This is a genomic window from Pseudomonas sp. FSL L8-0168 (genome assembly GCF_037976155.1).
In the GTDB taxonomy this organism is placed as follows: Bacteria; Pseudomonadota; Gammaproteobacteria; order Pseudomonadales; family Pseudomonadaceae; genus Aquipseudomonas; species Aquipseudomonas paracarnis.
This window is the reverse complement of sequence record NZ_CP150262.1, coordinates 2,611,086-2,634,021: the sequence shown is the minus strand read 5'-3', so window position 1 is coordinate 2,634,021 and position 22,936 is coordinate 2,611,086. Positions and strand designations below refer to the sequence as shown.

The 22,936-nt window shown below is 61.1% G+C and carries 19 protein-coding genes; 12 read left to right on the top strand and 7 right to left on the bottom strand.

The features are described 5' to 3' along the window. The first annotated feature begins 101 nt into the window (after nucleotides 1–101). From MHH62_RS11560 to MHH62_RS11550, 3 genes are all read left to right on the top strand, one after another. The gene (locus MHH62_RS11560) at nucleotides 102–1,466 is read left to right on the top strand and encodes an MFS transporter (RefSeq protein ID WP_014716915.1); all 1,365 of its coding nucleotides are present in this window, start codon (nucleotides 102–104) and stop codon (nucleotides 1,464–1,466) included. A gap of 10 nt (nucleotides 1,467–1,476) precedes the next feature. After that, the gene (garD, locus tag MHH62_RS11555) at nucleotides 1,477–3,030 is read left to right on the top strand and encodes a galactarate dehydratase (protein ID WP_019816962.1); all 1,554 of its coding nucleotides are present in this window, start codon (nucleotides 1,477–1,479) and stop codon (nucleotides 3,028–3,030) included. Nucleotides 3,031–3,217: 187 nt separating this feature from the next. Further along, entirely contained in the window at nucleotides 3,218–4,159 is a 942-nt protein-coding gene (locus MHH62_RS11550; RefSeq protein ID WP_003188544.1) for an AEC family transporter, read from the top strand. A 124-nt stretch (nucleotides 4,160–4,283) separates the two neighbouring features. Here MHH62_RS11550 and MHH62_RS11545 read toward each other — a convergent pair whose 3' ends face one another. From MHH62_RS11545 to gatC, 6 genes are all read right to left on the bottom strand, one after another. After that, nucleotides 4,284–4,667: a carboxymuconolactone decarboxylase family protein gene (locus tag MHH62_RS11545; RefSeq protein WP_014716917.1), complete on the bottom strand. Its 384-nt coding sequence runs from the start codon at nucleotides 4,665–4,667 to the stop codon at nucleotides 4,284–4,286. Continuing rightward, nucleotides 4,664–5,743: a calcium/sodium antiporter gene (locus MHH62_RS11540; protein WP_014716918.1), complete on the bottom strand. Its 1,080-nt coding sequence runs from the start codon at nucleotides 5,741–5,743 to the stop codon at nucleotides 4,664–4,666. The genes MHH62_RS11545 and MHH62_RS11540 overlap by 4 nt, the downstream gene beginning before the upstream one ends. Before the next feature lie 26 nt (nucleotides 5,744–5,769). Then, nucleotides 5,770–6,141, bottom strand: a complete 372-nt coding sequence (locus MHH62_RS11535) for a septal ring lytic transglycosylase RlpA family protein (RefSeq protein WP_014716919.1) — start codon at nucleotides 6,139–6,141, stop codon at nucleotides 5,770–5,772. A 157-nt stretch (nucleotides 6,142–6,298) separates the two neighbouring features. Next, on the bottom strand, nucleotides 6,299–7,744 hold the full coding sequence (gatB, locus tag MHH62_RS11530; protein ID WP_005784800.1) for an Asp-tRNA(Asn)/Glu-tRNA(Gln) amidotransferase subunit GatB: 1,446 nt from the start codon (nucleotides 7,742–7,744) through the stop codon (nucleotides 6,299–6,301). A 10-nt stretch (nucleotides 7,745–7,754) separates the two neighbouring features. Beyond that, nucleotides 7,755–9,206 (bottom strand): Asp-tRNA(Asn)/Glu-tRNA(Gln) amidotransferase subunit GatA, encoded by a 1,452-nt coding sequence (gatA, locus tag MHH62_RS11525; protein ID WP_289329198.1) that lies wholly within the window; start codon nucleotides 9,204–9,206, stop codon nucleotides 7,755–7,757. 16 nt (nucleotides 9,207–9,222) lie between these two features. Beyond that, complete coding sequence (gatC, locus tag MHH62_RS11520) at nucleotides 9,223–9,510, bottom strand: Asp-tRNA(Asn)/Glu-tRNA(Gln) amidotransferase subunit GatC (protein ID WP_003188556.1); 288 nt, start codon at nucleotides 9,508–9,510, stop codon at nucleotides 9,223–9,225. Between the two features lie 210 nt (nucleotides 9,511–9,720). Between gatC and mreB the strand changes: the two genes are divergently transcribed. The 8 genes from mreB (at nucleotide 9,721) to tldD (ending at nucleotide 20,878) form a co-directional block, all read left to right on the top strand. Continuing rightward, nucleotides 9,721–10,758: a rod shape-determining protein MreB gene (mreB, locus tag MHH62_RS11515; RefSeq protein WP_002555108.1), complete on the top strand. Its 1,038-nt coding sequence runs from the start codon at nucleotides 9,721–9,723 to the stop codon at nucleotides 10,756–10,758. 139 nt (nucleotides 10,759–10,897) lie between these two features. Further along, nucleotides 10,898–11,965, top strand: a complete 1,068-nt coding sequence (mreC, locus tag MHH62_RS11510; protein WP_072434182.1) for a rod shape-determining protein MreC — start codon at nucleotides 10,898–10,900, stop codon at nucleotides 11,963–11,965. Further along, nucleotides 11,965–12,453, top strand: coding sequence for a rod shape-determining protein MreD (gene mreD / locus MHH62_RS11505; RefSeq protein WP_003188558.1), 489 nt, complete (start codon nucleotides 11,965–11,967; stop codon nucleotides 12,451–12,453). The genes mreC and mreD overlap by 1 nt, the downstream gene beginning before the upstream one ends. A gap of 50 nt (nucleotides 12,454–12,503) precedes the next feature. Beyond that, entirely contained in the window at nucleotides 12,504–13,100 is a 597-nt protein-coding gene (locus MHH62_RS11500; protein ID WP_339232975.1) for a Maf family protein, read from the top strand. Nucleotides 13,101–13,170: 70 nt separating this feature from the next. Continuing rightward, nucleotides 13,171–14,628, top strand: a complete 1,458-nt coding sequence (gene rng / locus MHH62_RS11495) for a ribonuclease G (RefSeq protein WP_003188562.1) — start codon at nucleotides 13,171–13,173, stop codon at nucleotides 14,626–14,628. Nucleotides 14,629–14,706: 78 nt separating this feature from the next. Continuing rightward, on the top strand, nucleotides 14,707–18,522 hold the full coding sequence (locus MHH62_RS11490; protein ID WP_339232973.1) for a YhdP family protein: 3,816 nt from the start codon (nucleotides 14,707–14,709) through the stop codon (nucleotides 18,520–18,522). Between the two features lie 48 nt (nucleotides 18,523–18,570). Then, entirely contained in the window at nucleotides 18,571–19,419 is an 849-nt protein-coding gene (locus MHH62_RS11485) for a carbon-nitrogen hydrolase family protein (protein WP_014716924.1), read from the top strand. A gap of 16 nt (nucleotides 19,420–19,435) precedes the next feature. Then, nucleotides 19,436–20,878: a metalloprotease TldD gene (gene tldD / locus MHH62_RS11480; RefSeq protein ID WP_003188566.1), complete on the top strand. Its 1,443-nt coding sequence runs from the start codon at nucleotides 19,436–19,438 to the stop codon at nucleotides 20,876–20,878. A gap of 45 nt (nucleotides 20,879–20,923) precedes the next feature. Here the strand turns inward: tldD and yjgA are convergent, their stop codons facing one another. Then, nucleotides 20,924–21,445 carry a ribosome biogenesis factor YjgA gene (gene yjgA, locus MHH62_RS11475; RefSeq protein WP_003188568.1) on the bottom strand — a complete coding sequence of 174 codons (522 nt, stop codon included), beginning with the start codon at nucleotides 21,443–21,445 and terminating at the stop codon, nucleotides 20,924–20,926. Between the two features lie 108 nt (nucleotides 21,446–21,553). Between yjgA and pmbA the strand changes: the two genes are divergently transcribed. Next, nucleotides 21,554–22,900, top strand: coding sequence for a metalloprotease PmbA (pmbA, locus tag MHH62_RS11470; protein WP_014716925.1), 1,347 nt, complete (start codon nucleotides 21,554–21,556; stop codon nucleotides 22,898–22,900). The last annotated feature ends 36 nt before the right edge of the window (nucleotides 22,901–22,936 follow it).

Here is a 22,936-nt window from a genome sequence, read left to right as displayed (position 1 = left end):
GGTGCCTGCATCGCGGGCAAGCCCGGCTCCCACATAGTGCGGTTTCCACGGCAAAAAAAATGATTACCCGCAAAAAAAATAATTAGTGGGAGTACTTCTACATGCAAGCGACCAAGCCGACCCATGTCCGCTATTTGATCCTGCTCATGCTGTTCCTGGTGACCACGATCAACTACGCCGACCGGGCCACCATCGCTATCGCCGGCTCCAGCCTGCAAAAAGACCTCGGCATCGACGCGGTCACCCTCGGTTATATCTTCTCTGCATTCGGTTGGGCCTACGTGGCCGGGCAAATTCCCGGTGGCTGGCTGCTCGACCGTTTCGGCTCGAAAAAAGTCTATGCCCTGAGCATCTTCACCTGGTCGCTGTTCACCGTGCTGCAAGGCTATGTCGGTGAGTTTGGCGTCTCCACTGCGGTGGTCGCGCTGTTCATGCTGCGCTTTATGGTGGGCTTGGCCGAGGCGCCGTCGTTTCCGGGAAATGCCCGTATTGTTGCGGCGTGGTTTCCTACGGCGGAACGCGGCACTGCGTCGGCGATCTTCAACTCGGCCCAGTATTTCGCCACGGTGTTGTTCGCGCCGTTGATGGGCTGGATCGTCTATCGCTTTGGCTGGCAGCACGTGTTTATCGTGATGGGCGTGATCGGCATTGTTTTCTCGCTGATCTGGCTGAAAGTTATCCACAGCCCGCGCCAGCATCCGATGATCAACGAGGCCGAGTTCAATCACATCGCCGCCAATGGCGCGATGGTCGATATGGATCAGGACAAGGGCAAGGGTAAGAAAACCGACGGGCCCAAGTGGGATTACATCCGCCAGCTTCTGACCAACCGCATGATGCTTGGCGTCTACCTGGGCCAGTATTGCATCAACGGTATCACCTACTTCTTCCTGACCTGGTTTCCGGTGTACCTGGTGCAGGAGCGTGGCATGACCATCCTCAAAGCCGGCTTCATTGCCTCGTTACCGGCGATCTGCGGCTTTATCGGCGGGGTGCTCGGCGGGGTGATTTCCGACTACCTGCTGCGCAAAGGCCATTCGCTGACCTTCGCACGCAAGGCGCCGATCATCGGTGGCCTGCTGATTTCCAGCAGCATCGTGGCGTGCAATTACGTGGACATCGAATGGATGGTGGTGGGCTTCATGGCCTTGGCCTTCTTCGGCAAAGGCGTTGGCGCATTGGGTTGGGCAGTGGTGTCCGACACTTCGCCGAAACAAATCGCCGGGCTCAGTGGCGGCTTGTTCAACACCTTCGGTAACCTGGCGTCGATCACCACACCGATTGTGATTGGCTACATCATCAGCACCACTGGCTCGTTCAAATGGGCGCTGGTGTTCGTCGGCGCCAACGCGCTGGTGGCGGTATTCAGCTACCTGGTGATTGTCGGCCCGATCAAGCGCGTGGTGCTCAAGGAGCCGCCCACCAAAGGCCCGGAGTTGACCAACCTTTCCCAAGCGCATTCCTGAGGTTCGTGTGATGCAGTTGATTGAACATGCTGACTCGCCGCGCTCGATACGTTTGCACGAGCGCGACAATGTGGTGATCGTGGTGAACGATCAAGGGGTACCCGCCGGTACCGAGTTTCCCGACGGCCTGGTCACCGTGGATTTCATCCCGCAGAGCCACAAGGTGACCCTGGAAGACATCCCCGAGGGCGGCCAGATTATTCGCTACGGCCAGACCATCGGTTATGCCCTGGCGCCGATTCCGCGCGGCAGTTGGGTGCAGGAGGACCAGTTGCGCATGCCCACCGCACCGCCGCTGGACAGCTTGCCGCTGTCCACCGAGGTGCCTGAAACCCAGGCGCCCCTGGAGGGGTTTACCTTCGAGGGCTATCGCAATGCAGACGGCACCGTGGGCACGCGCAATATCCTCGGCATTACCACCACCGTGCAATGCGTGACCGGCGTGCTGGACCATGCGGTCAAGCGCATCAAGGACGAGTTGCTGCCCCAGTACCCGCATGTCGATGATGTGGTGGCGCTGACCCACAGCTACGGCTGCGGCGTGGCGATTACGGCGACGGATGCCTATATCCCCATCCGCACCGTGCGCAACCTGGCGCGCAACCCCAACCTGGGCGGCGAGGCCTTGGTGATCAGCCTGGGCTGCGAAAAGCTTCAGGCAGGGCAGGTGATGCACGATAACGACAGCTCCGTGGACCTGAGCGAGCCATGGCTGTATCGCTTGCAGGATTCCAGCCACGGCTTTACTGAAATGATCGAGCAGATCATGGCCCTGGCCGACGTGCGCTTGAAAAAACTCAACCAGCGTCGCCGCGAAACCGTGCCGGCCTCCGAGTTGATCCTGGGCATGCAGTGCGGCGGCAGCGATGCGTTTTCCGGCATCACCGCCAACCCGGCGCTGGGGTATGCCTCGGATCTGTTACTGCGTGCCGGCGCGACGGTGATGTTTTCCGAAGTGACTGAAGTGCGCGATGCGATTTACCTGCTGACCTCACGCGCGCAGAACCAGGACGTTGCCCGCGAGCTGGTCCGGGAAATGGACTGGTATGACCGTTACCTGGCCAAGGGCGAGGCAGACCGCAGCGCCAATACCACGCCGGGTAACAAGAAGGGCGGGCTGTCGAATATTGTCGAAAAGTCGTTGGGCTCCATCGTCAAATCCGGCAGCAGTGCCATCAACGGCGTGCTTGGCCCTGGTGAGCGCTTCAAGGAAAAGGGCCTGATCTTTTGCGCCACACCGGCCAGTGATTTTGTCTGCGGCACCTTGCAACTGGCGGCGGGGATGAACCTGCACGTGTTCACCACCGGGCGCGGCACGCCGTACGGGCTGGCGATGGCGCCGGTGGTGAAGGTCTCCACCCGCACCGAGCTGGCCCAGCGTTGGCCGGACCTGATCGATATCGACGCCGGGCGCATTGCCACGGGGCGGGCGAGTATCGAGGAGTTGGGCTGGGAGCTGTTCCACTTCTATCTGGATGTGGCCAGCGGCAAGAAGCAGACCTGGGCAGAGCGGCACAAGCTGCATAACGACATCACGCTGTTCAACCCGGCGCCGATTACCTGAGACCAGGCGCTAACCTGTGGGAGCTGGCTTGCCTGCGATAGCGGTGCATCAATTATGAGTGCATCGGCTGACATATTGCCATCGCAGGCAAGCCAGCTCCCACATTTGAATGGCGTTGCCCACACGAACCCGCTCGGACTGGCTTATCATTAGCCAACTAACGACGCCCACCAAGGTTCTCCCCGGCATGCTGGCAATCTTCCTCACCACCCTCACCATCACCGCGCCGGTGTTTGCCATGCTGTTCCTGGGCGTGTTTCTAAAGCGCATCAACTGGATCAATGACAACTTTATCCACACCGCATCGTCCCTGGTGTTCAACGTCGCCATGCCGGCGCTGCTGTTCCTTGGCATTCTGCATGCCGACCTGCACTCGGCGCTCAAGCCGGGGTTGCTGATCTACTTTTGCGTCGCCACCCTGGTGAGCTTTGCCATGGCCTGGGGCTGGGCAATCTTTCGTTGCAAGCGCGAAGACCGAGGCATCTACGCCCAAGGCGCGTTTCGTGGCAATAACGGGGTCATCGGCCTGGCGCTGGCGGCCAGTATGTACGGCGACTACGGCATATCCCTGGGCGCGATCCTCGCCGCGCTGGTGATCCTCTTTTACAACACGCTGTCGACCATTGTGCTGGCGGTCTATAGCCCAGTGATCAAGTCCGACCCGTGGAGCATCTTCAAAAGCGTATTGGCCAACCCGCTGATTATCAGCGTGATCGTCGCCACGCCGTTCGCGTACTTCCAGATCGGCGTGCCCGGCTGGTTGGAGAAGTCCTTGCAGTACCTGTCGGACACCACGCTGCCGTTGGCGTTGATTTGCATCGGCGGCACCTTGTCCATGGCCGCGCTGCGCAAGAGCGGCAACATGGCGTTGAGCGCGAGCCTGATGAAGATGATCTGGCTACCAGTGATCGCCACATTGGGCGCTTGGTTGCTGGGGTTCCGGGGGCCGGAGTTGGGGATTCTGTTTCTGTATTTCGGCGCGCCCACGGCCGCCGCGAGCTTTGTAATGGCCAGGGCGGCGGAGGGTAATCATGAGTTGGCGGCCGCGATTATCGTGATCACCACGTTGATGGCGGCGGTGACCACGAATATCGGGATTTTTGTGTTGCAGGCGGGTGGTTGGATCTGAAATAGGCGGGCAGCTTGAGGCCCCATCGCAGCGATGCGGCGACCCGACAAGCCAGCTCCCACATGTGGATGTGTGAATACTCTCAAGTGTGGGAGCTGGCTTGCCTGCGATAACTATCTGGCAGTCACTGCTGATCCGCCTGATACGCCTCAATCACTTCCTGCGCCGCCCGAAACGCATCAATCGCCGCCGGCACCCCGGCATACACCGCGCAATGCAGCAGCGCTTCGCGGATCTCCTCCACCGTACAGCCATTATTCAGTGCACCGCGCACATGGCCCTTGAGTTCCTGCGGGCACTTGAGGGCGGTGAGGGCGGCGAGGGTGATCAGGCTGCGGGTCTTGAGCGGCAAACCCTCGCGGTTCCAGACGCTGCCCCACGCGTGCTCGTTGACGAAGTCCTGCAGCGGCTGGGTGAACGCCGTGGCATTGCCCAGGGCGCGGTCGACGAACGCATCGCCCATGACCTGGCGACGTACTTCAACCCCGGGTTTTTTCTGATCGGTCATTGCGATTCCCTCTTGTGTTGGCGGTGCCAGGCGCGCAGTGAGGTGAACAACAGCAAAACCACTAACGCTGGCAGGACGTAATACAGCATCAATTGTTCAAGCTTGTTGGCCAGCGGCATGCCCGTGGTGAAGGCCATGACATGCAGCCCGTACGCCAGGTACAGCCCCAGCAGCACCAGCCCTTCGATACGTGTTACCCGATAGCCGGTATAGAACACCGGCAGGCACAGGATGATGGCGCCGAGCATCACCGGTAAATCGAAGTCCAGGGCGTTGGGTGATACCGAAAGCGGTGTCGGCGCCACCAGTGCGGTAAAACCCAGCACGCCGAGCAGGTTGAACAGGTTGCTGCCGATCACGTTGCCTACGGCAATCTCCCGTTCGCCACGCAACGCGGCGATCAGCGACGTGGCAAGGCACGGCAGCGAGGTGCCGACGCCGATCAACGTGAGGCCGATGACGCGCTCCGACAATCCGAGATCGCCCGCCACCTCCACCGCTGCGCCGAGCAACAAATGCCCGGCCAGCACCAGCACCAGCAAACCGCCGAGCATCAGCAGCACACTGCTCAGCCATGGCGCCTTCGCCACGGTGTCCAGAGTGCGCGGGCGCCGGGAATGACGTGTCTGGTAGTGCAATACGCCTAGGTAGGCCACCAGCGCCACCAGCAGCACGGCGCCATCGAAGGGCGTCAGCATTTCATTGGCGGCGAGGATAAACACCAGCAGGCCGGCGACGATCATCACCGGGATATCCACGCGCACCAGCTGCCGCGAGACCCGCAGCGGAATGATCAGTGCGGACAAACCCAGGGTCACAAGGATATTGAAGATGCTGCTGCCGATGACGCTGCCTACGGCAATGTCCGTGTTGCCGGCCAGCGTGGCCTGAAGACTGACGGTCATCTGTGGCGCACTGCTGCCGAAGGCGACGATGCTCAAGCCGATGATCAGTGGCCGCACCTTGAGGCTCGCCGCCAGGCGTACCGCGGCGCGTACCAGGATTTCAGCGCCGATGATCAGCAAGATCAGGCCGCCCACCAGTTCGAGCAGGCTCCAGGGTGAGAGGGCGTTCAATCCGAAAATGCTCAAGGCTGCCTCGATCAGTTGTTCAGGGCTTGCACGCGTACCCGTGCGGTACCGCTGCGCAGCATGCGCAACTGCTCGGCAGCCTTGCGTGAAAGGTCGATCAGGCGCCCACGGGTATGCGGGCCGCGATCAGTGATACGCACCACGACAGAACGGTTGTTGTCGAGGTTGGTCACCTTGACCTGGGTGCCGAAGGGCAGGCGCCGATGGGCGGCGGTCAAGGCGTTCTGGTTGAAAGGTTCGCCGCTGGCGGTTTTCTTGCCATGGTGCTTGGCGCCGTAATAAGACGCGGTGCCGGTTTCGTCGTAGCCGTTGGGGTCGATGAGGCCGCTGGCGCAACCGGCCAGCAGGGAGGACAGGGCCAGGAGGCCGAGTAGACGCTTCATTGTCAGGAAGTCCCAGATGTAAATGTGGGAGCTGGCTTGCCTGCGATAGCATCGGCTCGGTGTAACTGAAACACCGAGGTGCCTGAATCGCAGGCAAGCCAGCTCCCACAAAAGGTCGGGGTGTAGGTGAAACTCCACTCCGACCATTTCACTGCAATCAGCCTTCGAGCTTGCTTTTGAGCAGTTCGTTCACCTGTTGCGGGTTGGCTTTGCCCTTGGAGGCTTTCATCGCCTGGCCGACAAAGAAGCCGAACATCTTGCCGCGCTTGGCTTCGTCTGCCGCACGGTATTGCTCGACCTGCTCGGCATTGGCCGCGAGCATCTCATCGAGCACGGCCGAGATGGCGCCGCTGTCGGTGACTTGCTTGAGGCCACGCTTCTCGATGATCTCGTCGGCATTGCCTTCACCGGCAGCCATCGCTTCGAACACGGTCTTGGCAATTTTGCCGGAGATGGTGTTGTCCTTGATGCGCAGCAGCATGCCACCCAGTTGTTCGGCGGTGACCGGCGCTTCGTCGATTTCCAGGCCTTGTTTGTTCAACAGGCTGCCCAGCTCGACCATCACCCAGTTGGCCGCCAGCTTGGCGTCGCCGGCAATGCTCACGACTTTTTCGAAGTAGTTGGCTTGTTCACGGCTGGAGGCCAGGACGCTGGCATCGTAGACCGACAGGCCGAACTGCTCCTGGAAGCGCTCGCGTTTTTGCTGCGGCAGTTCCGGCAGGGTGGCGCGGATGTCATTGAGGAAGGAATCCTCCAGCACCACCGGCAACAGGTCCGGGTCGGGGAAGTAACGGTAGTCGTTGGCTTCCTCTTTGCTGCGCATGGCGCGGGTTTCGTCTTTGTTCGGATCGTACAGGCGCGTTTGCTGGATCACCTTGCCGCCGTCTTCGATCAGCTCGATCTGGCGACGTACTTCGCTGTTGATCGCCTTCTCGATGAAGCGGAACGAGTTGACGTTCTTGATCTCGCAGCGGGTGCCGAACTCGACCTGGCCCTTTGGGCGGATCGACACGTTGCAGTCGCAACGCAGCGAGCCTTCGGCCATGTTGCCGTCGCAGATGCCCAGGTAGCGCACCAGCGCGTGGATGGTCTTGACGTAGGCCACGGCTTCCTTGGCGCTGCGCATGTCCGGCTCGGACACGATCTCCAGCAGCGGCGTGCCAGCACGGTTCAGGTCGATACCGGTAGCGCCCGGGAATTCTTCGTGCAGGCTTTTGCCGGCGTCTTCTTCCAGGTGCGCACGGGTGACGCCGACGCGCTTGATGGTGCCGTCTTCCAGGGGAATGTCCAGGTGGCCCTTGCCGACAATCGGCAGTTCCATCTGGCTGATCTGGTAGCCCTTGGGCAGGTCCGGGTAGAAGTAGTTCTTGCGCGCAAACACGTTGTGCTGGCCGATCTCGGCGTCAATCGCCAAGCCGAACATCACGGCCATGCGCACCGCTTCCTGGTTCAGCACCGGCAGCACGCCGGGCATGCCCAAGTCGACCAGGCTGGCCTGGGTATTGGGTTCGGAGCCGAACGTGGTGGCGCTACCGGAGAAAATCTTCGATTGGGTGGCGAGCTGGGTATGAATCTCCAGCCCGATCACAACTTCCCATTGCATAGTGTTCTCCTCAGAAGCCGGTAGGGGTGCGGGTGTGCCAGTCGGTATGCAACTGGTACTGGTGCGCCACATTGAGCAGGCGGCCTTCCTGGAAATACGGGGCGAGCAATTGCACGCCCACCGGCAGGCCATCGACGAAACCTGCGGGCATGGACAAGCCCGGCAAGCCCGCGAGGTTGGCGGTGATGGTGTAGAGGTCTTCCAGGTACTCGGCGATCGGGTCGCCGGTCTTGGCGCCGATCTTCCACGCCAGGTTTGGCGCGGTCGGGCCGAGGATCACATCGACTTCTTCAAAGGCGGCCATGAAGTCGTTCTTGATCAGGCGACGGATCTTTTGCGCCTTGAGGTAGTACGCGTCGTAGTAGCCGGCGGACAGGGCATAAGCACCGACCATGATCCGGCGCTGCACTTCACTGCCGAAGCCTTCGCCGCGGGAGCGTTTGTACAGGTCGGTGAGGTCTTTCGGGTTCTCGCAGCGATAGCCGAAGCGCACGCCGTCGAAACGCGACAGGTTGGAAGAGGCCTCTGCTGGCGCGATCACGTAGTAGGCGGGAATCGCGTGCTGGTTGTTCGGCAGGCTGATTTCCTTGATCACGGCGCCAAGCTTTTCGAGCTCTTTGATGCTGTTTTGCACCAGTTCGGCGATACGCGGGTCGAGGCCGGCGCTGAAGTATTCCTTCGGCACGCCGATGCGCAGGCCCTTGATCGAGGTGTTCAGGCTGGCGCTGTAGTCCGGCACTGGCTCGTCGATGCTGGTGGAGTCCTGTTTATCGAAGCCTGCCATGCCTTGTAACAATATTGCGCAGTCTTCAGCCGTGCGTGCCAGAGGGCCGCCCTGATCGAGACTTGAGGCGTAGGCGATCATGCCCCAGCGGGAAACGCGACCGTAGGTCGGCTTCAGGCCGGTGAGGTTGGTGAAGGCGGCTGGCTGGCGGATCGAACCGCCGGTATCGGTGGCGGTAGCGGCCGGCAGGAAGCGCGCGGCCACTGCCGCCGCCGAACCACCGGACGAACCACCCGGGACGTGTTCCAGGTTCCACGGGTTTTTCACCGCGCCGTAGTAGCTGGACTCGTTGGCCGAACCCATGGCGAATTCGTCCATGTTGGTCTTGCCAAGGGTCACGGCGCCGGCGGCGGCCAGCTTGGCGACCACAGTGGCGTCGTAGGGCGCCTTGAAGTTGTCGAGCATCTTCGAGCCGCAGCTGGTGCGAATGCCCTGGGTGCAGAACAGGTCCTTGTGGGCGATCGGTGCGCCGAGCAGCGCACCATTCTCACCGTTGGCGCGACGGGCGTCGGCGGCCTTGGCCTGGCTCAGGGCCAGCTCCTCGGTGAGGCTGATGAAGCTGTTGACCTTCGGATCGAGCGCGGCGATACGCGCCAGCAAGGTCTGGGTCAGCTCTTCGGAAGAAAACGATTTGTCGGCGAGACCGCGGGCGATCTCGGCCAGAGTCATGTGATGCATGAAAGGCTCTTTCCCTTTAGTCGATGACTTTCGGAACCAGGTACAGGCCGTTTTCGACCGCTGGCGCGATGGACTGGTAGGCCTCGCGATTATTGCGTTCGGTCACGACGTCTGCGCGCAGGCGCTGGCTGGCTTCCAGTGGGTGAGCCAGGGGCTCGATGCCGTCGGTATTCACGGCCTGCATTTGGTCGACCAGCCCGAGAATGCTGTTCAGGGCTGCGGTGGTCTGTGGAAGATCGGCATCATTAAGGCCAAGCGAGGCCAAATGTGCGATTTTTTCCACGTCGGAGCGTTCAAGCGCCATGGGATTCTCCAGTGGAAAACAGAACGGAGGGCGTCCGTGTGTTAGATTGTCGGAACACTACCGCATTTCTACGGTCATAAGGCCGCGATTGTGGGGGTTGGTGCACAGAAAGTCGGCCAATTTAGCACATTGGCGCCTTGCCCAAAATCCCTGTCGTTGTTAGAGTTTGCCGCACTTTTTTACCCACGCGTTGCCTAGGGTCCTTTCCCCATGTTCAAGAAACTGCGTGGCATGTTTTCCAGCGATCTCTCCATTGACCTGGGCACTGCCAACACCCTTATTTACGTGCGCGAGCGCGGTATCGTTCTGAATGAGCCATCGGTTGTGGCCATTCGGACCCATGGTAATCAGAAAAGTGTCGTTGCCGTTGGCACCGAGGCCAAGCGCATGCTCGGCCGTACACCAGGCAATATTGCTGCCATTCGTCCGATGAAGGATGGCGTGATCGCCGATTTCAGCGTCTGCGAAAAGATGCTGCAGTACTTCATCAACAAAGTTCATGAAAACAGTTTCCTGCAGCCCAGCCCTCGCGTGCTGATCTGCGTTCCGTGCAAGTCCACCCAGGTGGAGCGTCGCGCCATCCGTGAATCGGCCCTTGGCGCCGGTGCCCGTGAAGTATTCCTGATCGAAGAGCCGATGGCGGCTGCGATCGGTGCCGGCCTGCCGGTGGAAGAAGCGCGCGGTTCGATGGTGGTGGATATCGGTGGTGGTACTACCGAAATCGCCCTGATTTCCCTGAACGGTGTGGTGTATGCCGAATCCGTGCGCGTGGGCGGCGACCGCTTCGACGAAGCGATCATCACTTATGTGCGTCGTAACTACGGCAGCCTGATCGGCGAATCCACCGCCGAGCGCATCAAGCAGGAAATCGGCACCGCTTACCCAGGCGGCGAAGTGCGCGAAGTCGATGTGCGCGGTCGCAACCTGGCCGAAGGCGTTCCACGTGCCTTCACCCTGAACTCCAATGAAGTGCTGGAGGCTCTGCAAGAGTCCCTGGCCACCATCGTTCAGGCGGTGAAAAGTGCCCTGGAGCAATCGCCGCCGGAGCTGGCTTCCGATATTGCCGAGCGTGGCCTGGTACTGACCGGTGGTGGCGCCTTGCTGCGCGACCTCGACAAGTTGCTGGCCCAGGAAACCGGCCTGCCAGTGATCGTCGCCGAAGACCCGCTGACCTGCGTTGCCCGTGGCGGTGGTCGTGCGCTGGAAATGATGGATAAACACACCATGGACCTGCTCTCCAGCGAATAAGATTGCCTGGATGGTTCATGCTTCGTCGGCAGGCAGCACTTTGCAGTGCTGCCTGTTGGCGTTTATCTTCTTCAATCTGCATCCAGGCCGGTTTGATGCCGTATGAATAAAGAGAACATTTGCCTGGGAGGAGCGGCTTATTAAACCGCTTTTCGCCAAAGGCCCCTCATTGGGTGTGCGCTTATTGGTGCTGACCGTGCTTTCGGTCGCGCTGATGGTGGTCGATGCCCGCTTTGCACTGCTCAAGCCGGTGCGCAGCCAGATGTCGCTGGTGTTGATGCAGACCTACTGGATCACCGACCTGCCGCAACGTCTCTTCCAGGGCGTGTCCAGCCAATTTGGCAGCCGCACCGAACTGGTCGCCGAGAACGAAAAACTCAAGACTGAAAACCTGCTGTTGCAGGGGCGCATGCAAAAGCTGGCGGCCCTCACCGAGCAGAACGTTCGGCTGCGCGAGTTGCTCAATTCTTCCGCACTGGTCAACGAAAAGGTCGAGGTGGCCGAACTGATCGGCATGGACCCCAACCCCTTTACCCACCGCATCATCATCAACAAGGGTGAGCGCGACGGTGTGGTGCTTGGTCAGCCGGTGCTCGACGCCCGTGGCCTGATGGGCCAGGTGGTGGAGTTGATGCCCTACACCTCGCGGGTGCTGTTGCTGACGGACACGACCCATAGCATTCCGGTACAGGTCAACCGTAACGGTTTGCGCGCGATTGCCAGCGGCACCGGTAACCCGGAACGCCTGGAACTGCGCCATGTGGCCGACACCGCTGACATCAAGGAAGGCGACCTGTTGGTCAGCTCTGGCCTGGGCCAGCGCTTCCCGGCGGGTTATCCGGTGGCGACGGTCAAAGAGGTGATCCACGATTCCGGCCAGCCGTTCGCTATCGTTCGGGCGGTACCGACTGCCGCGCTGAACCGCAGCCGTTACCTGCTGCTGGTGTTCAGCGACAACCGCACCCCGGAAGAGCGCGCTAACGACGCTGCCCAGGCCCAGGAAGCGGAGGACCAGCAGAATGGCACCGCGCCTATCGTGCCGGCCACGGTGCCAAAACCTGCTTTTGTTGGTCCGCCTGCACCCGCGCCAGCCACGTCACCTGCACCGGCAGCACCTGTGACAACGCCGGCCAAACCTGCCGCGCATAACGCGCGCCCGGCTAAACCGACCGCCGCTCCGGCCACCACACCGCAGAGGGGGGACTAATGGCGGGTACTCATTCACGCAATGGCTGGATCGTCTGGCTGACCTTCGCCATCGGCTTGCTGCTCAGCGTTTCGCCGCTGCCGCAGTTCATGGAAATCCTGCGCCCGCTCTGGCTGGCCTTGTTGCTGGCGTTCTGGTCATTGAACCTGCCGCACAAGGTGGGCATGGTCACGGCCATGTGCCTGGGGTTGGCCGAAGATGTGCTGTATGGCACCTTGCTGGGCCAGAACGCGTTGATCCTGACACTGATTACCTTCCTGGTGCTGTCGTTGCAACAGCGCCTGCGCATGTTCCCGATGTGGCAGCAGTGCCTGGTGATCCTGGTGATCTTCGGCCTGGCGCAGTTGGTGCAACTGTGGCTGAGCGCCTTGACCGGCAACCGTCAGCCTACGCTGGCGTTGGTCTTGCCGGCGCTGGTCAGTGCATTGTTGTGGCCCTGGATCAGTTTTGGCCTGCGCGGGCTGCGTCGGCGCTATAAAATCAATTGAATGGTTGCGAGGCTCTGCCTGGTTATCGAACTCAACAGGGAGAGGCTGCAATGAATTCGCTTTACCTGGCCTCGGGCTCCCCGCGGCGACGTGAGCTGTTGACCCAGATCGGTGTGCCCTTCACCGTGGTCAGCGCCGCTATTGATGAAACCCCTCTTGTCAACGAGCCTGCCGTTGCCTATGTCGAGCGCCTTGCGCGCGGCAAGGCGACGGCGGTTTTTATTGCGCTTGGCCAAACCTTGGGCGCCTGTGTATTGGGCGCCGATACGGCTGTGATCGTGGATGGCCAGATCCTGGGCAAGCCCGTTGACCAGGCCGATGCGCTGGCGATGCTGATGGCGCTTTCCGGTCGAGAACATGAAGTGCTCACCGCCATTGCCCTGACTGACGGCCAGCGTTGCGAAACCCGATGTGTAAGCAGTCGTGTACGTTTTCGCGAGGTGTCTGTTCAGGAGGCTACCGCCTACTGGCACAGTGGCGAACCGCAGGACAAGGCCGGCGGCTATGCTATCCAGGGGTTGGGTTCGGTGTTCGTTGCCGGGCTCAATGGCAGTTATTCCGCGGTGGTGGGCCTGCCTGTGTGCGAAACCGCGCAACTCCTGGCGCAATTCGGCATACCCTGTTGGCAAAACCTTACCGTGTGCTGAACGCCGTATTCCAGCGCCAAGCCTTAAGCGACCGGTCACTATTGTGAAAACGCCTGAACGAGACCCAGCCATGAGTGAAGAGATTCTGATCAATATCACGCCGATGGAATCGCGCGTGGCGGTGGTAGAGAACGGTGTTCTGCAAGAAGTGCATGTCGAACGCACCCAAAAGCGCGGGATCGTCGGCAATATCTACAAAGGCAAGGTGGTGCGTGTATTGCCGGGCATGCAGGCGGCCTTCGTCGACATCGGCCTGGACCGTGCAGCGTTTATCCATGCCTCGGAAATTTCCCTGCGCGAGGGCCCTGCGGTGGAAAGCATCAGCGCTCTGGTGCACGAGGGCCAGAGCCTGGTGGTGCAAGTCACCAAGGACCCTATCGGTTCCAAGGGCGCCCGCTTGACCACCCAGTTGTCGATTCCCTCGCGCTACCTGGTGTACATGCCGCGCACTGCCCATGTGGGCATTTCCCTGAAGATCGAAGATGAAGCCGAGCGCGAGCGCCTGAAGAAGGTGGTCAGCGACTGCGTCGCCGCCGAGGGCATCAAGGAAGCGGGCGGGTTTATCCTGCGCACCGCCGCAGAAGGCGCTGGCGCTGACGAGATCCTCATGGATATTCGCTACCTGCGGCGCCTGTGGGATCAGATCGACGCGCAGATCAAGACCATCGGCGCGCCCAGCGTCATTTATGAAGACCTTGGCTTGGCGCTGCGCACGCTGCGCGACCTGGTCAGCCCGAAGATCGAGAAAATTCGCATCGACTCGCGGGAAACCTTCCAGCGCACCACGCAATTTGTCGCTGAGTTGATGCCAGAAATCGCCGATCGCCTGGAACACTACCCCGGCGAGCGGCCGATATTCGACCTGTATGGCGTCGAAGACGAAATCCAGAAAGCCCTGGAGCGCAAGGTGCCACTCAAGTCCGGCGGCTACCTGGTGGTAGACCCGGCAGAAGCCATGACCACCATCGACGTCAATACCGGCGCATTCGTGGGCCATCGCAACCTTGAAGAGACGATCTTCAAGACCAATCTCGAAGCGGCTACCGCTATTGCCCGCCAACTGCGCCTGCGCAACCTGGGCGGCATCATCATCATCGACTTCATCGACATGGAAGATGAAGAGCACCAGCGCCAGGTGCTGCGTACGCTTGAGAAGCAACTGGAGCGCGATCACGCCAAGACCAACATCATCGGCATCACCGAGTTGGGCCTGGTGCAGATGACTCGCAAGCGCACGCGTGAAAGCCTGGAACAGGTCCTGTGCGAGCCGTGCAGCAGTTGCCAAGGGCGCGGCAAACTGAAGACCCCGGAAACGGTTTGCTACGAGATTTTCCGCGAGATCCTGCGGGAGGCACGCGCCTATCAGGCCGAAGGTTATAGAGTACTTGCCAATCAGAAAGTGGTGGATCGCCTGCTGGACGAAGAGTCCGGTAACGTCGCCGAACTGGAAAGTTTTATCGGTCGCACGATTCGCTTCCAGGTCGAAACCATGTATTCCCAGGAACAATACGACGTGGTGTTGCTCTGATCCCCAACTGTGCACTTTCTTCGAGACCGGCAGACCTTGATCTGCCGTCCGCTAACTGTTTTTTGAGGGTCGCCTGACATGGAGCGTCTGATACGCTTTTTTGCCGCTTTGACCCGTTGGGGCCTGGGCCTGTGTGCGTTGTCGCTGGTATTGGCGGCGGTGTATGTGAGCCTGGGGCGCGAACTCACCCCGCTGGTGGCTGAATACCGCGCCGAAGTCGAGGCCAAGGCCCAGGCTGCGCTGGATACGCCGCTGCACATCGGTAGTCTTGAAGGCCGTTGGAGCGGGTTTGCCCCGGTATTGCTGGCCCACGACGTCATGGTCGGCGAGGGCAGCAGTGCCTTGCGCCTGGACCAGGTGGAAGTGGTGCCGGATATGTGGGCCAGCCTGATGGCCCGCGAAGTGCGTATCGCCCATCTGCAAGTCAGTGGCTTGCAACTGAGTGTCAAGGAGAACCAGGACGGCCGCTGGACCCTGCAAGGCTTGCCGGTGCAGGACGACCAGCCGTTGGACCCGCAACAACTGCTGACGCGCATGCAAATGGTCAAGCGCGTGTCGGTGCTGGACAGCCAGGTGACCCTGCAACCCTTCGACCAGGCGCCAGTGACCGTGACCTATGTGGGCCTGAGCCTGCATACCGGCATGAGCCAGCAGCGTCTGGATGCTCGCCTGACATTGCCCGATGGCCAACCGTTGGCGGTCAGCCTGCGCAGCCGCATTCGCGCCAGTCAGTGGAAAGACGCTGAGGTCGATGCCTACCTGAGCCTGCCGCAAAGCGACTGGGCCAAGTGGATTCCCGCCAGGCTGACCCAGCAATGGAAGCTGACGCAATTGAAGGCCGGCGGTGAGTTTTGGCTCAGTTGGGCCAAAGGCACGGTGCAAAGCGCGGCGGTACGCCTCAATTCGCCCCAAGTGAAGGGCAGCTACGCCGACCGTAAGCCGGTGCACCTTGAAAACCTGGCCCTGACCGCCTACCTGCAACGCAGTGACACTGGCCTCAAGGTGCTGTTTGATTCCCTGGCGATGAACATTGGCGAAACCCGCTGGGAATCGCGCCTGCAATTGCAGCAAAACCTGGCGACCGACAAAGAACAGGAGGTGTGGAAATTGCAGGCCGACCGTCTCGACCTGGCCCCCATTACCCCGCTGCTCAACGCCTTGGCGCCGCTGCCGGACGGTTTCGCCAAGGCCGTCGAACACCTCAAAGCCACTGGCCTGTTACGCAATGTGCTGGTGGACTTCCGACCGCAAGACACCACCGACCGAAAACTCAGTTTTGCCGCCAACCTGGAACGTGTCGGCTTCGATGCCTACTTTGGCGCGCCAGCCGCACGCAATGTGTCCGGCAGCATCAGTGGCGACCTGGGCCAGGGCGAGTTGCGCATGGACAGCAAGGACTTTTCCTTGCATCTGTATCCGATCTTCGCCAAGCCGTGGCAGTACATCCAGGCCAATGCACGCCTGACCTGGAAGCTGGACAAGCAAGGCTTCACCCTGATCGCCCCATATATCAAGGTACTGGGCGAGGAAGGCAAGGTGGCGGCGGACTTCCTGATTCGCCTGCATTTCGACCACAGCCAGGAAGACTACATGGACCTGCGGGTCGGCATGGTCGATGGCGATGGCCGTTTCACCCCCAAGTACCTGCCCGCCGTGTTGAGCCCGGCGCTGGATGAGTGGTTGCGCACGGCGATCCTCAAGGGCGCGGTGGACGAAGGCTTCTTCCAGTACCAGGGTTCGCTCAGCCACAATGCACTGCCCGCGTCGCGCAATATCAGCCTGTTCTTCAAGGTGCATGATGCCGAACTGGCCTTCCAGCCGGGCTGGCCGCACGTGAACAAGGCCAATGGCGAAGTGTTTGTCGAGGAGAGCGGCGTACGCATTCTGGCGAGCAAGGGCCAATTGCTCGACACCCAGGTCAAGGATGTCTACGTCAATATCCCCCACGCCCCAGCGGGCGGCGACAGCCATCTGCTGCTCACAGGCGGGTTTTCCGGCGGTTTGGGCGACGGCCTGAAGATCCTTCAAGAAGCGCCGATTGGCACGGCGTCTACGTTCGCTGGCTGGAAAGGCGAGGGCGACCTGCAAGGTAGCCTGGACCTGGACGTACCGCTGGCCAAAGGCACTGAGCCCAAGATCGTGGTGGACTTCAAGACCGACAAAGCGCGCCTGCAATTGGCGGAACCGCCGCTGGACCTGACCCAGCTCAAGGGTGATTTTCGCTTCGACAGCGCCAAGGGCCTGAGCGGGCAGAAGATCTCGGCCCAGGCGTTCGACCGCCCCATCACGGCGCAGATCTTTGCCGAAGGCAAACCGGGCAATATCAGCACGCGGGTGACTGCCAATGGCCAGGTCACCGTCAAGCGCCTTACGGACTGGTTGAAAATCAGCCAGCCGTTGCCGGTCTCCGGCGATATTCCCTACCAGTTGCAAGTGATCCTCGACGGCGCGGACAGCCAGTTGATGGTCAATTCCAACCTCAAGGGTGTCGCGGTGGACCTGCCGGCACCGTTCGGCATGCCGGCCAGCCAAGGACGTGACAGCACCTTCCGCATGACTTTGCAGGGCGCTGAACGCCGTTACTGGTTTGATTACGGCGAGCTGGCTAACTTCACCTTTGCTGCGCCGCCGGACAAGTTCAATGATGGCCGCGGCGAATTGTTCCTCGGCGATGGTGATGCCGTGTTGCCCGGTGCCAAAGGCCTGCGCATTCGTGGCGTGCTGTCGGAACTGGATATCGATCCCTGGAAGAAACTCGTGGATCGCTACGCGGGCAATGATCCAGGTGGCAACGCCAAGCAACTGCTCAGCGGTGCGGACTTCAAAGTGGGCAAGCTGACCGGGTTTGGTACCCAGTTTGACCAGGTCAGCTTGCAGCTCGATCGCAAACCAGCGGCCTGGGGCCTGCAACTCGATAGCCAGCAAGCCAAGGGCGCGGTGAACCTGCCGGACGCCAAAGGCGCGCCGATTGCGGTCAACCTCAAGTATGTGAAATTGCCTGCGCCAGACCCGACCGCGCAGGCGGACGAAAACGCGCCGGACCCGCTGGCCGATATCGACCCAAAAAGCATTCCGGCACTGGATATTGCCGTCGACCAGCTGTTCCAGGGCTCGGACCTGATCGGGGCCTGGTCGCTGAGAATCCGCCCGACCGCCAAGGGCCTGGCCTTCAATAACCTCGACCTTGGCCTCAAGGGCATGCTGCTCAAGGGCGCTGGGGGTTGGGAAGGTGCGCCAGGCGCCAGCAGCAGTTGGTACAAGGGCCGCCTCGATGGGCGCAACATTGCCGACGTGCTCAAGGGCTGGGGTTTTGCGCCTACGGTGACCAGCGAAGACTTCCATCTGGACGTGGATGGCCGCTGGCCGGGGTCGCCGGCCTGGGTCGGGCCCAAGCGGTTTTCCGGCAGCCTGGATGCCGCGTTCCGTAAAGGTCAGTTCGTTGAAGTGGAGGGCGGGGCCCAGGCATTGCGAGTGTTTGGCCTGCTTAACTTCAACTCCATTGGCCGGCGTTTGCGTTTGGACTTTTCCGACTTGTTCGGCAAGGGCTTGAGCTACGACAGGGTCAAAGGCTTGTTGGCCGCCAGTAATGGCGTGTTCGTGACCCGCGAGCCCATCACCATGACCGGGCCTTCCACCAATCTGGAGCTTAACGGCACCCTGGATCTGGTTGCCGATCGCGTCGACGCCAAATTGCTGGTCACCTTGCCTGTGACCAACAACCTGCCGATTGCGGCGCTGATTGTCGGTGCGCCGGCCATTGGTGGTGCGCTGTTTTTGATCGACAAGCTGATCGGTGACCGGGTTTCGCGCTTCGCCAGTGTGCAATACAAGGTGCAAGGCCCCTGGAAGGATCCAAAAATCACCTTCGACAAGCCATTTGAAAAGCCAAACTGAGAGCCTGTGGAGTAGCATGGCCCCATGCCCTGTATGGAGTGTCGGCCCATGTCCTTTGCGGTAATTCAAATGGTCAGCCAGAGTGACGTGCTGGCCAACCTCGCCCAGGCGCGTCGCCTGCTGGAGCAGGCGGCGGCCGATGGCGCGAAACTCGCGGTGCTACCAGAGAATTTCGCCGCCATGGGGCGCCGCGATGTGGCCGACATTGGCCGCGCCGAGGCGTTGGGGCAAGGCCCTGTGCTGCCCTGGTTGAAACAGGCCGCCCGCGACCTCACCTTATGGATAGTGGCCGGCACATTGCCGTTGCCGCCCAAGGACCAGCCCCATGCCAAACCCAATGCTTGCTCGCTGCTGATCAACGATCAGGGTGAAATAGTCGCTCGCTACGACAAACTCCACCTGTTTGATGTGGACGTAGCGGATGCTCGCGGTCGTTATCGCGAATCTGACGACTATGCTTTCGGTAACCAGGTGGTGGTGGCGGATACGCCGGTGGGCCGTGTGGGGTTGACGGTGTGTTACGACCTGCGTTTCCCCGAACTGTACAGCGAGTTACGTGCGGCGGGAGCTGAACTGATTACCGCGCCCTCGGCCTTCACGGCAGTGACCGGGGCTGCGCATTGGGATGTGCTGATTCGCGCACGTGCCATCGAAACCCAGTGCTACCTGCTGGCAGCTGCCCAGGGCGGTGTGCACCCAGGCCCACGGGAAACCTTTGGCCACGCGGCGATTGTCGACCCTTGGGGCCGAGTGCTGGCGCAACAGGATCAAGGCGAGGCGGTGTTACTGGCCGAACGCGATAGCAGTGAACAGGCGTCGATACGGGCGCGCATGCCGGTGGCCAATCACCGGCGCTTTTTCTCGCAGGGCGCGCAGCGGCCTGCTTCAGAACGATGAATTTAAGGCCAAACCTATGAGCGAGTTGTTGTCCTCAGTCAGTGATCACCTCCTGGCACCCGGTGGCGTGACCATCGAAAGCCTGCAAACCGTGCTCGGCGATCTGGCCGGGCCGGGTATCGATGCGGCTGACCTGTATTTCCAGGGGCAGATTTCCGAGTCCTGGGCGCTGGAAGATGGGATCGTCAAGGAAGGCAGTTTCAACCTTGACCAGGGCGTAGGCGTTCGCGCGCAATCGGGTGAGAAAACCGGCTTTGCCTACAGCAATGCGATCACCCTGGAGGCCCTGGGCCTGGCGGCGCGTGCCGCCCGTTCGATTTCCCGTGCCGGGCAGAATGGCACGGTGCAGGCGTTCAGTACCCAGGACGTGGCGCAGTTGTATGCGCCGGATAACCCCTTGGAAGTGATCAGCCGTGCGGAAAAGGTCGAGCTGCTCAAGCGAATCGACGCAGCCACCCGCGCCTTGGACCCGCGTATCCAGCAAGTGACCGTGAGCATGGCGGGCGTGTGGGAGCGCATCCTCGTGGCGTCCACAGACGGTGGGCTGGCGGCGGATGTACGGCCGCTGGTGCGTTTCAATGTGAGTGTGATCGTCGAACAGAACGGGCGCCGCGAGCGCGGTGGGCATGGCGGCGGCGGGCGCACCGACTACCGTTATTTCCTCGCTGACGACCGTGCCATGGGCTATGCCCGTGAGGCGCTGCGCCAGGCATTGGTCAACCTGGAAGCGATTCCGGCACCCGCCGGCACCTTGCCGGTGGTGCTGGGCTCGGGTTGGTCTGGCGTGTTGCTCCACGAAGCCGTGGGCCATGGCCTGGAAGGCGATTTCAACCGCAAGGGCAGTTCCGCCTACAGTGGGCGCATGGGCGAAATGGTTGCGTCCAAGCTGTGCACCATTGTCGATGACGGCACCCTGGCCGGCCGCCGTGGTTCGCTGAGTGTCGATGACGAAGGCACGCCGACCGAATGCACCACCCTGATCGAAAACGGCGTGCTCAAGGGCTACATGCAAGACAAGCTCAACGCGCGCCTGATGGGCGTGGCGCGCACCGGTAATGGTCGTCGTGAATCCTATGCGCATCTACCAATGCCGCGCATGACCAACACCTACATGCTCGGTGGCCAAAGCGATCCGGCAGAAATCATTGCCTCGGTAAAACGCGGTATCTACTGCGCCAACCTCGGCGGCGGCCAGGTGGACATCACCAGCGGCAAGTTCGTGTTCTCCACCAGCGAGGCGTACCTGATCGAAGACGGCAAGATTACCGCGCCGGTCAAAGGGGCGACGCTGATTGGTAACGGCCCGGAAGCCATGAGCAAGGTGTCGATGGTCGGTAACGACCTGTCGCTGGACAGCGGGGTGGGCACGTGCGGCAAGGATGGGCAGTCGGTGCCGGTAGGTGTCGGCCAGCCAACCTTGAAAATTGATGCGATCACCGTGGGTGGTACGGGATCGTAGGAACGCAAGCTTCGGGTGGCGAAGACCGCCACCCGGGGAAGAGGATCAGCGCAGGCCGCGTTGAGTCTCGTCCAGCTCACGGATGTATTTGAAGATTTTACGGCTGGTGGCCGGCGCCTTGTTATGCGCCAGCTCGTGCTGGGCCTGACGGATCAGGGAGCGCAATTGCTGGCGGTCCGCGTCCGGGTAGTCCAGTACGAATTTCTCCAGCACCGCGTCATCGCCCGAGATCAGGCGGTCACGCCAACGTTCCAGGTTGTGGAAGCGTTCGTTGTACTGGCGAGTGGAGGCATCGGTTTGATCGAGCAAAGTCAGAATGGCGTCAATGTCTTGGTCGCGCATCAGTTTGCCGATAAACGAGATGTGCCGTTTACGCGCGATATTCGCGGTGTGCTTGGGCGCATCCGCCAGGGCCCGACGCATTTCGTCGGTCAGTGGCAGTTTGGCGACCAAATCCTTTTTGAGCGTTGTAAGGCGCTCGCCAAGGTCAACCAGAGCATGCAGCTCACGTTTGACCTGGGTTTTGCTTTTCTCCCCATCGAGGGAGTCGTCGTAAGAATCAACCATGGTGGCAGTCCGCAAAGAAACGCCGCCATGATAACCAGTCGGGGGCCGCTTGTCCGGCCCGGTCGCTCGATGGCCATTACCGAAAGCAGAATTTGAGTGGAGAAAACCATGAGTGCAGCCCAAAGCGTCGGTCCACAAGCGTTACCGGCCCTGCAGGAACAAGTCGAGCAGATCCTTGCCGAGGCCAAGCGCCAGGGGGCCAGCGCCTGTGAAGTGGCGGTGTCGCTGGAGCAAGGGTTGTCGACTTCGGTGCGCCAGCGGGAAGTGGAAACGGTTGAATTCAATCGCGACCAAGGGTTTGGCATTACCTTGTATGCGGGCCAGCGCAAAGGCTCGGCCAGCACTTCCGCCAGTGGCCCTGAGGCGATTCGCGAGACCGTCGCCGCAGCACTGGCGATTGCCAAGCACACCTCCGAGGATGAAAGCTCGGGCCTGGCCGACAAGGCGTTGATGGCCAAGGATGTGCAGGATTTTGACCTGTTCCACGCCTGGGATATCACGCCTGAGCAAGCCATCGAGCTGGCGCTGACCTGCGAAGCGGCAGCCTTCGATGCCGATGCCCGCATCAAGAATGCGGACGGCACCACCTTGAGCACCCATCAGGGCTGCCGCGTCTATGGCAACAGCCATGGCTTTATCGGTGGCTATGCGTCCACGCGTCACAGCCTCAGTTGCGTGATGATCGCCGAAGCCAACGGGCAGATGCAGCGTGATTACTGGTATGACGTAAACCGCCAAGGCGATTTACTGGCAGACCCTGCAAGCATTGGCCTGCGTGCGGCGCAACGGGCTGCGAGCCGCCTGGGCGCGCGCCCGGTGCCGACCTGCGAAGTGCCTGTGCTGTTTTCCGCAGAGCTGGCCGGTGGTTTATTCGGCAGCTTCCTCGGCGCGATTTCCGGTGGCAACCTGTATCGCAAGTCTTCGTTCCTGGAAGGCGCCATCGGCCAGAAGCTGTTCCCTGAGTGGCTGACCATCGACGAGCGCCCGCATCTGATGCGCGCGATGGGCAGTTCGTCGTTCGACGGCGATGGCCTGGCGACCTATGCCAAGCCGTTTGTCGAGCAAGGTGAGCTGGTGTCCTATGTGCTGGGCACTTATGCCGGTCGCAAGCTGGGCCTGCCAAGCACCGCTAACGCAGGCGGCGTGCATAACCTGTTCGTGACCCACGGTGATGAAGACCAGGCGGCGTTGTTGCGGCGGATGGGGCGTGGGTTGCTGGTGACTGAATTGATGGGCCATGGCCTGAACATGGTCACCGGTGACTACTCGCGTGGTGCGGCGGGCTTCTGGGTGGAGAATGGCGAGATTCAGTTCGCCGTCCAGGAAGTGACCATCGCGGGCAATATGCGCGATATGTTCAAGCAGATCGTTGCCGTGGGTAACGACCTTGAACTGCGCAGCAATATCCGCACGGGTTCGGTGCTTATTGAACGCATGACGGTCGCTGGCAGCTAATCCCTCCCGCACGTTCTGAAAGGCGCGCCATCGCAA